Below are 14,463 nucleotides of genomic sequence, written 5' to 3'. Positions count from 1 at the left end.
CCGACCCCGAGGGGATCATCGTCCCGGACGTGCTCACCGTCGGCGCCGACGGTGAGCAGGCCTGGGAGCCCACCACCGACGTCGGCCTCTACTCGCTCACCGACGACCTCACCTACGACTTCGTCGCGCTCGAGCCCGGCACCACGATCCAGGCCGACCTGACCCTCTACGACTTCGGCGGCAACGTGAGCACGCTGAGCTCGCTGGTGGAGGTGCCCTGACGGGCAGGGAGCGACCCGCGCGGTCGACGACTACGACGGCCTGATCGCGCTCGACCGCGAGACGCTCGCCACCCGCGCCTTCCTCCCGGTGCCGACCGCGACCACGAACGGGTGGTACGGCGACACCCTCACCCCGCTCGCCTGGCTCGACGACGACACCGTGCTGTTCACGGTGATCCCGAAGGACGCGGCCAAGCAGTACCTCGTGACCTGGGACGTCGACAGCGGCGAGCTGGCCCGGGTCACGTGCTGGCCGCAGGATCTTCGTGTCTCTTTCGCGACCGACCTGCTCCGGGGCAGGGTGCAGGGATGAGCGAGAGGTTCGGCTGGTACGCCTATGCCCCTGCGGATGCCGCTGACCTCCAGGACACGGCTCCCGACGTCCGATGCGTGCTGCTGCGTCGCGAGACCCACGCGGGCCCGTTCTGGAGTGACGAGGAGCACCTCAGCGACGACTTCGAGGAGTTGCACGCGTGGCTGGGCATCTCGCGCGAGCTGTACGACGACGCGATGGCTTGGAACGAGGACTACGCCTCGTTGGCGTCGACACCCAGCGAGGCCTGGGAGGACGCGCACTTCGCTCGGGCGCAGGACCTGCTCCGCCGTCTCCGGGCCGAGGTGCCTTCAGGGATCCGGGTGCCGGAGCCTCGCGAGACGCGGCCCGTCGAGCTGCGACTGTCGGATCGGTCGCTCGATGTCGCGATCCTGCGGCTCCCTCCGGACCTGGCCTCGAGGCTGACGACCTGGCGAGCCGAAGGCGAGGCCTACGACCATGCCACCGGGCAGAACGATGCGGCGATCTTCGCCTGGGAGGACACCGGGAGCGCGCTGGCCCGAGAGATCCAGGCAGCGCTCCGGGACGGCTACGTGGTCAGCGCCTGAAGCCCGGTAGCGTTCCCGCCGTGAGACGTCGAGGCAGCGCAGCCACCCTCGACCTGTGGGTAGCGCTCGGGGTCGGGGCACTCGCGGTCCTCGGGCTCACTGCGCTCGCAGCGGTCACCAGCGCTGCCCCCGAGACCAGTCTGATCGAGCCCGACCCGTCGGCGATGGCCTGGTGGCTGGGAGCCGCCACGCTCCTGCTCCAGGCCGGCGCGCTGCTGTGGCGTCGTACGGCGCCACAGGTCGTGCTGCTCGCGACCGCCCTCGGGATGCTGCTGTGCGCCCTGTGGGGGCTGGGCGACGCGATGAGCCTGGCGCAGCCCGCGGTGCTGGTCGCCGCCTTCACCCTGGGGATCGCACAGCCGTTCTCGCGGTCCTGGCCCACCTTCGCCCTGGCTGCGGTCCTGATCGGCGCCGGGGGGATGACCAACGCCCTGCGCAGTGACGAGCCGATCGCCTCCGCCATCGGCCTGGGGCTGCTGCAGGGCATCGGCACCGTGACGCTCCCCCTCGTCATCGCGGTCGTGGTCGCCGCCCGCCGCGAGATCCGGGCCGCCCGCGAGAGCCGCGCCGCCGCCCTCGAGCGCGAGCACGAGCTGCTCGTGCAGGCGGCCGTCGCCCGCGAGCGCACGGCGATGGCCCGCGAGCTCCACGACATCGCAGCCCACCACCTCTCCGGGATCGCCGTGATGTCGGCCGCGATCGGCACCCAGATCGACTCCGACCCCGTCGGCGCCAAGGCCGCGGTCGCGCAGGTGCGCCGGCAGAGCACCGCTGTGCTGCGCGACCTGCGCAGCCTGGTCGGGCTGCTCCGCGAGGACGACGCGCAGGCGACCGATCCCGACCGGGTGCGACCGGAGTCGCTCGCCGGCATCGCCGCGCTGGTCGACGACGTCCGGGGAGCAGGTCGTGACGTCGGGCTGACGGTGCTGACCGGGCCCCGCCCGCTCGGTGCCGGCGTCGGTCCGCTCGCCCAGCTCGCGGCGTACCGGATGGTGCAGGAGGCACTCGCCAACGCCGCCCGGCACGCTCCCGGGGCACGTGCCGAGGTGACCGTCGACGACCGCTCGCCCGACGCCGTCCTGGTCACGGTGCGCAACGACCGGCCCGAGGCCACGCCTGCGGACGAGGGCCGGCACGGCTTCGGCCTGGTGGGGATGCAGGAGCGGGCCGACCTCACCGGCGGGAGCCTCGACCATGGTGCCACCGCTGACGGCGGGTGGCAGGTGACGCTCCGGATCCCCCGGGACCCGACCCTCGAGCCGGCCACCATCGAAGGCGCCACCCCCGAAGCCACCCCAGCAGCGGAGGACGCATGATCCGTGTCGTGATCGCCGACGACCAGGCGCTGGTGCGCGCCGGGCTCAAGACCCTGCTCGACGCCGAGCCCGATCTCGAGGTCGTCGCCGTCGCCGCGGACGGCCATGAGGCGGTCGAGGCCGCCCGCACCCTGCGCCCCGACGTGGTCTGCATGGACATCCGGATGCCCGGCCGCGACGGCATCAGCGCCACCCGGGAGCTGTGTGGCCCCGGAGTGGCCGATCCGGTGCCGGTGCTGGTGCTCACGACATTCGACATCGACGACTACCTCTTCGGGGCCCTCGAGGCGGGGGCGTCGGGCTTCCTGCTCAAGGACGCCGAGCCCGAGGTGCTCATCGCCGCGGTCCGCAGCGTCGCCCGGGGCAACGGCACCCTCGACGACGCACTGACCAAGCGGGTGCTGCGCGAGGTGGTGACCCGCCGCGAGATCGTGCCGGTCACCGCCGGGCGCGCCTCGGAGCTGCTCACCGCCCGCGAGCTCGACATCCTGCTGCTGCTCGCCCAGGGCCTGTCCAACGACGAGATCGCCGCGCAGCTGGTCCTGGAGACGTCGACGGTGAAGTCGCACCTCGCCCGGATGATGCCCAAGCTCGGCGTCCGCTCCCGGCTCCAGGCCGCCGTCTGGGCCTACCAGAACAAGGTCGTGGCCGTCCCCGACTGAGGCTCGCGGACTCGCGGCCGGGCGCTTGCATCGAAGGATGCAACCTCGCGATCTCCGTCTCGCGCGGCTCGTTGCGGAGGCCGGATCTTCCTAGGTTCGTGGTGTCCCTCTCCTGCGACCGAGGAAACCGCGATGATCGCCTCCCCGACCAACTCCACCGCCGCTATCAGCGGCCCCATCACCGGCACCGCGCTGCACCTCCTCGACGTGCACAAGCAGTACGGCGCGGGGCCGGGCGCCGTCCACGCCCTGCGCGGCGTCTCGCTGACCTTGGAGTCCGGCTCGTTCACCGCCGTGATTGGCCCGTCGGGCTCGGGCAAGTCGACGCTGCTGCACTGCGCGGCGGGGCTCGACACCCCGACCAGCGGGCGGATCATCGTCGGCGAGCGTGACATCAGCGCGCTCTCACCCGACGCCCTGACCCGCTTCCGCCGAGACCACGTCGGCTTCGTCTTCCAGGCCTACAACCTGATCCCGCACCTCAGCGTCGCCGACAACATCCAGCTCCCGATGGTCCTCGCGGGCCGCGCGCCCGACCTCGCCTGGCAGGCGGAGCTGCTCGAGGCGGTGGGGCTGGCCGGGATGGCCGGGCGTCGTCCCGGCGAGCTCTCCGGCGGACAGGCCCAGCGCGTCGCGATCGCGCGCGCCCTCTTCCCCCGACCGACGGTCGTCTTCGCCGATGAGCCGACCGGGGCGCTCGACGCCCGCACCGGCGAGGCGGTGCTCACCCTGCTGCGCGACACGGCCCGCCGGATCCGGCAGACCGTCGTGCTGGTGACCCACGACGCCCACGTGGCGGCCGCCGCGGAGCGGGTGCTGTTCCTCTCCGACGGCCGTCTGGTCGACCAGCTCGTCGACCCCACCGCGCCGGCCGTCGCCGACCGCATGCTCGGGCTGGAGAGGTGAGCGCGATGTGGCGTCTCGCGCGCTCCGGTGCCGTCGCCCACTGGCCGAGCCTGGTCGCGCCGTTCGTGGTCGTGGCCCTGGCCGGGATCATGCTCTCGGGGACCGGCGTGCTGATCGAGTCCGGGCTCCGCTCCCCCGGCGACGCGGGCCTCCTGGTCGCCCTGGCGCTCTCCTTCACCGGGACCGCAACCATGCTCGTCATCTTCGTGGTCGCCGCCACTGTCTCGCTCGCCCTGCGCAGCCGCCAGCGCGACTTCGCGCTGCTGCGCGTGGTCGGCGCGACACGCCAGCAGGTGCGCCGGCTGGTCGGCCGCGAGATCACCCTGGTGACAGCGGTGGCCGCACCCATCGGCGCCCTCGTCGGCCTGGTGGCCGTGCGCCGCCTGACACCGGTACTGGCCGCCTCCGAGATCGTCGAGCCGGGCTTCGCGATGTCCCTCTCGCCGGTCCCGGTCGTCGTCGCCACACTCGTTCTGCTCCCGGTCACCTACCTGGCCGCCCGGCTCGCGACCCGCGAGACGCTGCGGACCTCCCCCACCGCGGCCGTCGCGCAGAGCGTGGTCGAGCCGGCCGGCATCGGGCGCGGCCGCCGCATCGGCGCGATCGTGGTGACGGTCCTGGGTCTGCTCTCGGCGCTCAGCCCGGTCGCCGTGCCGGGAGCCATCGGCAGCGCCGCGGCGGCGGTCTCGGCGTTCTTCCTCATCGGGGCGGTGGCGCTCGCCGGTCCCGCGCTGGTGGGCTGGGTCCTCGACCGGACCGGCCGGGTCCGCGGCGGCCCGGCGACCCGGGTGGCGCTGGCCAACACCCGTGGCTTCTCGCGGCGCCTGACGACAGTGGTGGTTCCGCTGGCACTGGCGCTGGGCGTCGGCACCGTGCAGGCCACCGTCGACGACACGCTCGTGGTCGCCGCGGCACAGGAGCTCGGGGAGGGACTCGACGCCGACCTGGTCGTCACCGGCGCCGGGATCGACGAGTCCGCCGTCGGCGCGCTGGCCGCCGCTCCTGGGGTGGAGGCGGCGATCCCACTGGCCTCCGTCCCCGTCCAGGTGCGCACCGACGACGAGTCCGCGTGGCTCGGCCCGCTCGAGTGGGAGCCGATGCAGGTCCAGACCCTCCCGGCCGGCGACCTCGCCGGGACCCTCGATCCGGGCGTCATGGACGGGGACCTCGGCGACCTGGACCGCGCCGACACCGTCGCGCTGAGTCGCGACGCTCGCCTCGAGACCGGCAAGGACGTCGGCGACAAGATCGCGATGCGCTGGGACGGCGGCGACCTGACCTGGACGACGGTCGTCGCGACGTACGACCGGGGCCTGGGGTTCGGCGGCTACCTGGTCGGCCAGGCCACGCCCGCGGCGCACGGGGTCGCGGTCCGGCCGGACACAGTGCTGCTGCGCACCGGCGACTCGGCCGCGTCCTCCGCCGTCGCGGAGCTGGGTCTGAAGGCGCAGGACGAGGCGGCGTACGTCGCCTCGGTGCGAGCCGCGGGTGACGCGGACAGCACTCTCTCCACCGTGCTGCTGCTCCTGCTGCTGGGCTTCGTCGCCATCGCGGCGGCCAACGCCCTGGTCCTCGCGACCGCCGGACGCCGCGCCGAGCTGCTCCTGCTGTGGCGCACCGGCGCGACCCGCCGTCAGCTGATCGCGATGGCAGGGATCGAGGCGCTGGTCATCGGTCTGGTGGCGTGGCTGATCGGCACGGCCACGGTGGTCCCCGCGGTCCTCGGGGTGAGCATCGGCCTGCTCGGCCTGGCCGTGCCCCCGGTCGACCTCGCGACGTACGGCGTGCTGAGTGCGGGGGCGCTGCTCATCCCCCTGCTGACGGTGGTCCCGGTGATCGCAAGCGTCACGGCCACGACGGCGCGCGGGTCTCGGGGGCCTCGGTGACGAGGCCGCAGGGCTAGAGCTCTCGGCCTCCCCCCACGGCGAAGGATGCCCAGACCTCCTTGGAGCCTGCCCCGTCTTCGCTGATCCCCCACTCCAGGCTGACGATGTCCACGATCTGCAGTCCGCGGCCCGTGTTGTCCGTGGCGTGGGCAGCACGACGCTCGGGGAGCACCAGCGAACGATCCCGCACGGTCAGCAGGACCCTCGTGTCAGAGGCGGCCAGCGTCACGCTGAAGGCTGTCTGCGCGTGCACCAGCGCGTTCGTGGCCAGCTCGCTCGCCACCAGACGCACAGGGTCGACGAGGTACGGCAGCCGGTGGTCGACGAGGTGATGAGTGACGAAGGCGCGGACCTGAGAGGCACTGATCGGGAGGGCATCGCGCGTCGTCGAGTGCGACCACTCCGGCGCGCTGCCGGCCATTCGAGATCCCCAGGTGTCACTCGCGCCGCTCATTGCAGACCTCATCCAGGCCCGCCGGCCCCGACCGTCACGGTCGACGTCGACGGGCAGGGGAGCAGTGCGAGTGCTGGTTGATGATCCTGGCGAGATACCGCCGGGTCTGGACGACTACCTGGTGCATGGTCGGTCCTCTGCTGGAGGGGTTCGTGGACGGCGCGTCCGCGCCAGGAGGTCAGCTCGGAGTCGCGGGGTGGGTGCGCGGGGACACGCGGCTGCGTGAGTGGTGCCCCCGCACCCCCCTTGTCCGCGCCCCTGGTGAGTGAGGAGTGCGGAGATGATGCGACCGGGTTCGCTCACCGGCCGGACGGCGCCGGGAGGCGCCACGCTCACGGATAGGCAGGCGCCATCAGCGCGAAGGCCCGGAGGGCGTCGAGCGATGCGGTGCCGCAGTGGCCGGCGTCGAAGGGGGGGACGAGCGACGGGCATATCGTGCTCCCTCGAGAGGGCTGTCGCGGCGATCCGTTCTCAAGCCGCTGGCTGTCATCCCAACCCGACACGTCGAACCTACGGGACCGGCGTCGGGGTGTCTACAGCCGATGGTGTCCATCGACTCTGGAGACCGGGCGCGACCGGACGTACCGTCCGGACATGGGATCCCCCGACATGCTCCGGCAGTTGGCCGATGCTGCTCGCTCCATGCAGGAGAAGGCGAGCACGCAGGAGACGCTCGACGAGGCTGTCCACGTCGCCATCGAGATCATCGAGGGCTGCGATCTTGCAGGCATGTCCATCGTCAATCCGCACGGCATCGATACCCCGGCCGGGAGCGGGGACGCCCTGAGACGGCTGGACTCCCTGCAGTTCGAGCTCAAGGAGGGACCATGCTTCGACGCCCTCCGCACTCACGAGATCGTGCTGAGCCGCGACCTGGCGGCCGACCCTCGCTGGCCCACCTGGGGACCACGGGTCGCCCAGGAGATCGGCGTCGGCAGCATCGTGAGCTACCGGCTCTTCACGGCCGCCGACACCCTCGGCGCGATGAACCTCTACTCCCTCAGGCCCGATGCCTTCGACACCGAGGACGTCAACAACGCAGGGGCCCTCGCCACCCATGTCGCCGTGGCCCTGGCGGAAGCGCAGAACGTCACGCACCTGGAGACGGCCATCGTCGCCCGCACCGTCATCGGCCGGGCCGAGGGCATCCTCATGGAGCGCTTCGCTCTGTCCCCCGCTCAGGCCTTCGCGGTGCTGCGCCGGGTCTCGCAGGGTCGGAACATCAAGCTCAACCGGGTCGCCGAGGAGCTCGTCCGCACCGGGCAGACACCGAGCTAGAAATGCACGAAGGGCCCCGACCGCAGAAGCGATCGGGGCCCTTCGAGGTGAATCAGGAGACGGTGACGTTCTCAGCCTGGGGACCCTTGGGGCCCTGGGCGAGGTCGAACTCGACCTTCTGGTTCTCGTCGAGCGACTTGTAGCCGCCGGACTGAATAGCGGAGTAGTGAACGAACACGTCCTCACCGCCGCCATCCTGCGCGATGAAGCCGAAACCCTTTTCGGCGTTGAACCACTTGACGGTTCCAGAAGCCATGATATTTCCCTTGTTCTCGTGTCGGGGGCAGTGTGCCCCCGAGGCGCTGAAGACATCCACCTGTGCTGATGTCCAGCGAACCGAAAACCAGGAGTGCGAGATACAAGCCGCGACATGGTGTGCGGCCAGGATGGCTAGCAGAGCCATCCCTTCAACGAGTTCAACCATAGGGCATGAATGGCGGGTTTCTCCTATCCGCGCCCATCGGATCCGAGGAGGCTGTCCCCACCAGTCACCGATGAGGAGGAGAGACGAGACGATGAGCACCCCGATCGCCCGCCTGGCGATGATCACTTTGGACTGCGCCGACCCCGAGGCGAGCGCGAGATTCTGGTCCGGACTGCTGGGGTGGGAGGTGGCCCACGCGGAGGCGGACTACGCGATGCTCACGGGGCCGACCCATGCCCTGGGGTTCGGGCGCGTGGAGGGCTATGCCGCCCCCACCTGGCCGAACGAGAGCGGCAGCAAGCAGTTCCACTTCGACCTCGCCGTCGCGGACCTGGACGAGGCCGAGCGCGCGGCCGTCGAGCTCGGCGCCACGGTCGCGGACCCGCAGCCGGGCGACACCTGGCGGGTGCTCCTCGACCCTGCGGGGCATCCGTTCTGCCTGACCCGGGCCGAGAACTGGGGCTAGAGGCCCTGCCGCGGCTAACCCGCGAGTGTGCCGCCGAACACCTGCCATGCCAGCAGGGACTTGGCCACCAGGCTCAGCACGATGTAGATCGTCTCGCCGAACAGGTAGTCCGCCCAGCGGCCCTTCGCGCGGTACTGCAGCCACTGGTTGAGCGCGAAGATGTTGAAGAACACGAAGAGCGAGACCACGATCGCGTAGACGAAGCCGGGCGGCGTGGCATCCGAGGGCGACTGCGGCGCGACCACGTAGAGGACCACGGCGATCCAGGGCACCGCCCCGGCGATGCAGCCGAACCAGAAGGGCAGCCACCCGCCCCCGCCGGGCTCCTCGTACTTCTCCTGAAGCCAGCCGAACAGGATCATCGATGCGTTGACGCCGGCGATGGCCACCAGAGCGGTGGCGTCACCGATCCCCACCAGCTGGGCGATCACCACCATCATCAGCGATGAGGAGAGCGAGTACTCGACCCAACGGGCGCGATTGATCCTGCGCGACAGGTCCCTGACGTATCCCCGCCACCAGAGCGTGATCACGATCAGGTGGGCCAGCGCGGACAGCACCAGGAACGCCGCGACCGCGAGACCGGTCGGCAGGTCGAAGAGGACCGTCGGCTCCTGGGGCGTCGTGCCGGGCGGACCGGCGAGATAGGTCGCCGTCACCGGCAGAGCGAAGTCCGTGGCGAGGACCACGACGACCACTGCCTGGACGGCGTGGAGGACCCCCGCCGCCAGGTTGAACAGGCGAAGCCGTCGTTGCCGCGGGGCGGAGATCTCGGTAGCCATCCGACGACATTAGCGGCCCAGAGCTCCCCCGCTTGGCCGAACTGATGACGCTCAGCGCCGGATTCACACGTTGAGGCGGAGCGTTCACGGCCGGAGAGAGCCACCGCGCCACAGGTGAGCGCGACAGATTCAGGGCCCCCGAGTTTATCCCCCTCGCCTGCGGGCAGGAAGCCGTCCGACAGGCTCCGATTCGCTTGACCACAGGGGATGACCACCATGGACGCCGAAGTCGTTCGCCCACACGAAGTGCTCGCCGGCGGACTCCGCGACGACTTGGTCGACGCGATCAAGTACGCCTTCATGGCCAAGGGCGCCATCGAGTCGGGGGACCTGGGCGGCGTGGCGTGGCGCAAGAAGGACGGCGGTGAATGGCACTACGTCGTCGAGCTCAACGCCGTCAACGATGCGGACATCGTGTGCGACTCCGCCGGCAACTGGCGACACAAGAAGTTCTTGGCCGGAGACGAGTCTCTGAGCCCCGGGGTCAACTATGTCGACGCCAACGACAACGCCTACGAGGTGCGCGTCTTCGATGCCAAGGCCAAGTGGCAGGAGATCGAGGATTACGTCGATTCGTGGATCGACCCGTGGGTCACAGGCAGTCCCGACCCCGCCGCATTCACCAACCAGATCAACAGCCTGGCCACGGTCGCGCGCCAGCTCTACGTGGGCAACGCGCCTGCGCTCGGATCCAGTGGATCGGCCCCGTCCTCCGCTGACCTCGATCTGTGGGACGCGCTGAGCGAGCTCGACATCAGTGTCGACAACACGTCGGTGGCCGTCGACCTGTTCCAGCGCACCTATGCGACCGACATCTGGAAGACCATCGGCGGACAGCAGTCGCTGGTCTATGCAGCAGGCCTCGCGATGACAGCCGAGGCGGATGCGTGGAACCAGACATACAAGAGCCTGCGGGACTTCCTCCTGGCAGCGACAGCGGACTTTGCGAGCTTCGCCGGTAGCGGCGAGGGCCGCGGCGCGGGTGTGGACGCGGTGCTGGGAGCCACATCGGCCGTCGCCGGCCTGCTCGGGGCCACAGCAGGAAGGGCCTTTCCGCCGTTCGGCATCGCCATGGGCCTGGTGACGAGCACCGTCGCGGTGGGTCGCTTGTTCAACGAGGTGGTGCCGTTCGCCCGCGACGAGTCCCTGCTGCTCGAGGGCAACACGTATGCGGCGAAGTGGGACTCGTTCAAGGAACAGGTCAAGAAGATCGAGGCGGATCTCGCCGCCGCCGAACGTGCCATCGATGGCAGCTGCGACGCCATGCTCAAGGACCTGCGCTCCTTCCCGGACAACTACTCACTCACCCAGAACCGCAAGAAGCAGGGGGATCGTGAGGACTTCGAGCGGATGCTCCAGTCCCGGATCGAGCTCCTGCCCAGCAAGCTGAGGAACGCCGCCGCGGCGTGCGAGTTGATCGCCAGGCACCAGGCCGGCCTGGCCCGGATCCTGGGCGGCGCGGACGCGGCGGGCAACCCGTCCACCGACGTCGCCAACGAGTGGACGCGCAACACCCTCCCTGAAGTCGGGATCATCGGATCCACCTATTCGGGTCCCTACCTGGCCTATCGGCGGCTGGTCGATGCGGCGGTCGACCTCCTGATCGACGAGAGCAAGGAATCCCATCGCGTGGCCGAGTGGCTGATCGAGCTCGTCATCGACTTCAAGGACACCGATGCCGGCATCGCCGAGCGCAACCGCAAGCTGCGCGAACTCGCAGAGGAGATCGACGGCTATGAGCTGGCCAAGGGGAACGACCCCCATCACCGGTCGAGCATCCATTGAGCGAGCACAGGAGAATGACGTCCATGCCCCATCGTGTGTGGACCGGCATCACGCTGGCCGCAGTCATGTCGCTGACGGCCCTCACCGGCTGTGATTCCGACGATCCCGACCCGACCCCTCCTCGCACCGAGCCGGCCTCTCCTGGCAAGGAGCTGACCCCTCCTGGCACCGAGCTGAGCTTCGGGGAGACGGCCCGGGTCACGCGCACCGCGGATGCCGGCACGATGTCCCTGAAGGTCGTCGACGTCATCGAGGGGACCGCAGCCGACCTGGCGACCATCGGCGCCGACGACGGCCGGACGCCGTACTACCTCAAGGTGGAGGTCACCCCGGAGTCCGGCGATCGCCCGATCGAGCTCGACGAGTACCTCGGCCTGTGGGCCGACGACGTGCCGTTGACCCACCTGTCGGTCTTCACGGACTTCGCACCCTGCCAGGAGCTACCGATATCCGTCGACGAGCTGGACGTGCCGCAGGACGCGTGTCTGGTCTACGTGGCTGACGACGGCTCAGCGACTCCAGACACGGTGTACTTCGACAACGACGACGACTACAGCGCCTTCGACGACAACGCCGTGTCCTGGAGGATGCCAGCCTGATGTCCCACGAGGGCGCAGCCTCTGACCTGGGCAGACGGTGACCGGTCGAACGGTGATCGGTCAGACGTTGAAGCGGAACTCCACCACGTCGCCGTCGGCCATGACGTAGTCCTTGCCCTCCATGCGGACCTTGCCGGCCTCCTTGGCCTTCTGCATGGAGCCGGCGGTCATCAGGTCGTCGAAGGAGACGATCTCGGCCTTGATGAAGCCGCGCTGGAAGTCGGTGTGGATGACACCGGCCGCCTCGGGGGCCGTGGCGCCCTTGGGGATCGTCCAGGCGCGGGTCTCCTTGGGGCCGGCGGTGAGGTAGGTCTGCAGGCCGAGGGTGTCGAAGCCGACCCGGGCGAGCACGTCGAGACCGGGCTCGGTCACGCCCATCTCGGCGAGCATCTCGCGCGCCTCGTCGTCGTCGCCGAGGTCGACCAGCTCGGCCTCGAACTTCGCGTCGAGGAAGATCGCCTCGGCCGGCGCCACCAGCGCCCGCATCTTGTCCTTGAGCTCGTCGTCGGAGAGCTCGTCGGCGTCGCAGTTGAAGACGTAGATGAACGGCTTGGCCGTCAGCAGGGACAGCTCGCGGATCAGCTCGCGGTCGACCTTGGTGGCGATGATCGGCGTACCGGCCTCGAGGTGGCCCAAGGCCTCCTTGGCGGCCTCGAGGTTGGCGACGAGCGACTTGTTGCCGCGCGCCTCCTTCTCCAGGCGCGGGATCGCCTTCTCGACGGTCTGCATGTCGGCCAGGATCAGCTCGGTCTGGATCGTCGAGATGTCGTTGCCGGGGTTGACCTCGCCGTCGACGTGGGTGACGTCCTCGTCGCGGAAGACGCGCGTCACCTGGCAGATCGCGGAGGACTCACGGATGTGGGCCAGGAACTTGTTGCCCAGCCCCTCGCCCTGGGACGCACCCGCCACAATGCCGGCGATGTCGACGAACTCGACGGTGGCGGGCAGGATCTTGGCGCTGCCGAACACCTCCGCGAGCTTCGGGAGGCGGTCGTCGGGGACACCGACCACACCGACGTTCGGCTCGATCGTCGCGAACGGGTAGTTCGCCGCGAGCACGTCGTTCTTGGTCAGGGCGTTGAAGAGGGTCGACTTGCCCGCGTTGGGGAGTCCGACGATACCGATGGTGAGAGCCACGGGGCGCGAGTCTACGGGCGCGCGGGATCACAGCCGCAATCAGCAAGGTGGACTACGGCGAGCACAGGCGGGGTGCGCCACTTTCCGTCCACAGGTTCGTACGACGAACGGATTGTCCACAGCCCTGGCTCGACGGGCCGGGGATCGTCGGTGGCGACCCCTAACGTCGGGTCCATGAAGCAGTCCGCCGGCCCGACTCCGCACCCGCTGCAGGCGTGCGTCGAGACCGTCGCGGCTGCCCTCGACGAGGCCGCCGGCGTGGACCCGCTCTTCCTGCCCACCGCCGCGAAGGCCGACCTGCTCGTCGACCTCGCCGGCTTGGAGGCCCGTCTCGCCGGCCTGAAGCTGCGCGTCCTGGCCAACGCCTCCGACGTGGCGCACGAGCACGGCGCCAGGAGCGTTGCCTCCTGGCTCGCCCACACCACCCGCACCCACCCCGGGGCCTGCGCCAACGAGGGCCGCCTCGCGAGCAGCCTGGAGCACACCTACCCCGCCACCGGGACCGCGCTGCGCGAGGGCCGGCTCAACACGGCTCAGGCCCGCGTCATCACCACCGCCCTCGACGCACTGCCGGCCGAGCGGCTCGGCCCAGCGACCATGGCGGAGGCGGAGCACACACTGATCGGCCACGCCGCCGACTTCGGCCCCGAAGACCTCACCCGCCTGGCCCGGCGCATCCTCGACGTCGTCGCCCCCGACATCGCGGACGACATCGCCCGCCAAGCGCTCGAGCGCGAAGAGCAGGCCGCTCGCGCCAAGACCCGTCTCACCACGCGCAGCCTCGGCCCCGGACTCACCCGCATCACCATCGACCTGCCCACCCCCACCGCGGGCATCCTCACCAACGCCCTGCACGCCCACACCTCACCGCGACGCGAACAGGGCGCGGAGGGCAGCGGCACGAGGGACGGTGGCTCGGGCGACCAGCGTGACCCCGCCACCGGTGAGCGCCTCCCCCACGACCAGCTCATGGGGCGGGCGTTCTGCGCCCTGCTGGAGCATCTTCCTGTCGACAGGCTCCCTACCCACGGTCGGTCCCCCATCACCGTGATCGTCACCGTGGGTCTCGACCAGCTGCGCACCGACACCGGCAGCGCCACGCTCACCGGCACCGGCACGGGTTCGCAGGACATCGACGGCGACCAGATCTCCCTGCACGAGCTCCGCCGCCTCGCCTGCGAGACCCGCATCATGCCCGCCGTGCTCGATGGGCGCAGCCAGGTGCTGGACCTGGGTCGGGCACAGCGCTTCTTCACCACCGCCCAGCGCCACGCCCACGCTCTGCGCCACCCCCGATGCCAGGCCCAGGGCTGCACCATCCCCGCCACCTGGTGCGAGGCCCACCACCGGCGTGAGCCGTGGGCTCGCGGTGGCACCACCGACCGGGAGGACCTCGCGCTGCTGTGCTCGCACCACCACCATCGGGCACACGACGCCGGCTACGACCACCACTGGATGCCTGACGGGTCGGTCCGCTACGCCCGACGCCAATAAGGAGTCCGGCCCGGAGACGCTCGCAGGGGCTCGCTCTGCAAGTGCGGCTGGGTCTCGACGTCGGTTGCTGCGCAACCTGCTCGACCACCGAAGGCGAGGTCGGCTGCGCAACCTGCTCGACCACCGAAGGCGAGGTCGGCTGCGCAACCTGCTCGACCACCGAAGGCCGGG

Annotated in this window: 16 protein-coding genes; 12 read left to right on the top strand and 4 right to left on the bottom strand. The window is 70.4% G+C overall.

All coding sequences use genetic code 11. The features are described 5' to 3' along the window. The 7 genes from ACYU7L_RS10825 to ACYU7L_RS10795 all read left to right on the top strand — a co-directional run. Window positions 1-221: hypothetical protein (locus ACYU7L_RS10825; RefSeq protein ID WP_460796129.1), on the top strand; the 221-nt coding region annotated here is incomplete at its 5' end. Between the two features lie 88 nt (window positions 222-309). Continuing rightward, window positions 310-534 carry a hypothetical protein gene (locus ACYU7L_RS10820; protein WP_460796127.1) on the top strand — a complete coding sequence of 75 codons (225 nt, stop codon included), beginning with the start codon at window positions 310-312 and terminating at the stop codon, window positions 532-534. After that, window positions 531-1,103 carry a hypothetical protein gene (locus ACYU7L_RS10815; protein WP_460796125.1) on the top strand — a complete coding sequence of 191 codons (573 nt, stop codon included), beginning with the start codon at window positions 531-533 and terminating at the stop codon, window positions 1,101-1,103. Before ACYU7L_RS10820 ends, ACYU7L_RS10815 begins: the two co-directional genes overlap by 4 nt. Before the next feature lie 20 nt (window positions 1,104-1,123). Beyond that, window positions 1,124-2,419: a sensor histidine kinase gene (locus ACYU7L_RS10810; RefSeq protein WP_460796122.1), complete on the top strand. Its 1,296-nt coding sequence runs from the start codon at window positions 1,124-1,126 to the stop codon at window positions 2,417-2,419. Further along, window positions 2,416-3,081: a response regulator gene (locus ACYU7L_RS10805; RefSeq protein WP_460796118.1), complete on the top strand. Its 666-nt coding sequence runs from the start codon at window positions 2,416-2,418 to the stop codon at window positions 3,079-3,081. The genes ACYU7L_RS10810 and ACYU7L_RS10805 overlap by 4 nt, the downstream gene beginning before the upstream one ends. Window positions 3,082-3,213: 132 nt before the next feature. Further along, window positions 3,214-3,987, top strand: a complete 774-nt coding sequence (locus ACYU7L_RS10800) for an ABC transporter ATP-binding protein (protein ID WP_460796115.1) — start codon at window positions 3,214-3,216, stop codon at window positions 3,985-3,987. 5 nt (window positions 3,988-3,992) lie between these two features. After that, entirely contained in the window at window positions 3,993-5,873 is a 1,881-nt protein-coding gene (locus ACYU7L_RS10795; RefSeq protein WP_460796113.1) for an FtsX-like permease family protein, read from the top strand. 13 nt (window positions 5,874-5,886) lie between these two features. On the opposite strand, the gene ACYU7L_RS10790 is transcribed toward ACYU7L_RS10795, so the two are convergent. Continuing rightward, the gene (locus tag ACYU7L_RS10790) at window positions 5,887-6,327 is read right to left on the bottom strand and encodes an ATP-binding protein (RefSeq protein WP_460796111.1); all 441 of its coding nucleotides are present in this window, start codon (window positions 6,325-6,327) and stop codon (window positions 5,887-5,889) included. A 594-nt stretch (window positions 6,328-6,921) separates the two neighbouring features. On the opposite strand from ACYU7L_RS10790, the gene ACYU7L_RS10785 reads away from it, so the two are divergent. Then, window positions 6,922-7,605, top strand: a complete 684-nt coding sequence (locus ACYU7L_RS10785) for a GAF and ANTAR domain-containing protein (RefSeq protein WP_460796107.1) — start codon at window positions 6,922-6,924, stop codon at window positions 7,603-7,605. Between the two features lie 52 nt (window positions 7,606-7,657). Here the strand turns inward: ACYU7L_RS10785 and ACYU7L_RS10780 are convergent, their stop codons facing one another. After that, a complete protein-coding gene (locus ACYU7L_RS10780) occupies window positions 7,658-7,861 on the bottom strand; it encodes a cold-shock protein (RefSeq protein ID WP_110240008.1) in 204 nt (67 codons plus the stop codon). 259 nt (window positions 7,862-8,120) lie between these two features. Between ACYU7L_RS10780 and ACYU7L_RS10775 the strand changes: the two genes are divergently transcribed. Further along, on the top strand, window positions 8,121-8,495 hold the full coding sequence (locus tag ACYU7L_RS10775) for a VOC family protein (protein ID WP_460796101.1): 375 nt from the start codon (window positions 8,121-8,123) through the stop codon (window positions 8,493-8,495). Window positions 8,496-8,509: 14 nt separating this feature from the next. Here ACYU7L_RS10775 and heR read toward each other — a convergent pair whose 3' ends face one another. Beyond that, the gene (gene heR / locus ACYU7L_RS10770; RefSeq protein ID WP_460796098.1) at window positions 8,510-9,277 is read right to left on the bottom strand and encodes a heliorhodopsin HeR; all 768 of its coding nucleotides are present in this window, start codon (window positions 9,275-9,277) and stop codon (window positions 8,510-8,512) included. A 216-nt stretch (window positions 9,278-9,493) separates the two neighbouring features. On the opposite strand from heR, the gene ACYU7L_RS10765 reads away from it, so the two are divergent. Further along, window positions 9,494-11,062, top strand: a complete 1,569-nt coding sequence (locus ACYU7L_RS10765) for a hypothetical protein (protein WP_460796096.1) — start codon at window positions 9,494-9,496, stop codon at window positions 11,060-11,062. 23 nt (window positions 11,063-11,085) lie between these two features. Then, window positions 11,086-11,661: a hypothetical protein gene (locus ACYU7L_RS10760; RefSeq protein WP_460796094.1), complete on the top strand. Its 576-nt coding sequence runs from the start codon at window positions 11,086-11,088 to the stop codon at window positions 11,659-11,661. A 60-nt stretch (window positions 11,662-11,721) separates the two neighbouring features. On the opposite strand, the gene ychF is transcribed toward ACYU7L_RS10760, so the two are convergent. Then, the gene (gene ychF, locus ACYU7L_RS10755) at window positions 11,722-12,798 is read right to left on the bottom strand and encodes a redox-regulated ATPase YchF (protein ID WP_460796090.1); all 1,077 of its coding nucleotides are present in this window, start codon (window positions 12,796-12,798) and stop codon (window positions 11,722-11,724) included. Window positions 12,799-12,972: 174 nt separating this feature from the next. Between ychF and ACYU7L_RS10750 the strand changes: the two genes are divergently transcribed. After that, window positions 12,973-14,292 (top strand): HNH endonuclease signature motif containing protein, encoded by a 1,320-nt coding sequence (locus ACYU7L_RS10750; protein ID WP_460796088.1) that lies wholly within the window; start codon window positions 12,973-12,975, stop codon window positions 14,290-14,292. Window positions 14,293-14,463: the final 171 nt, after the last annotated feature.

The sequence above is a fragment of the Nocardioides pacificus genome (assembly GCF_054775955.1).
Note: the sequence above shows the minus strand (reverse complement) of the source record. Positions and strands in the feature narration are given on the sequence as shown.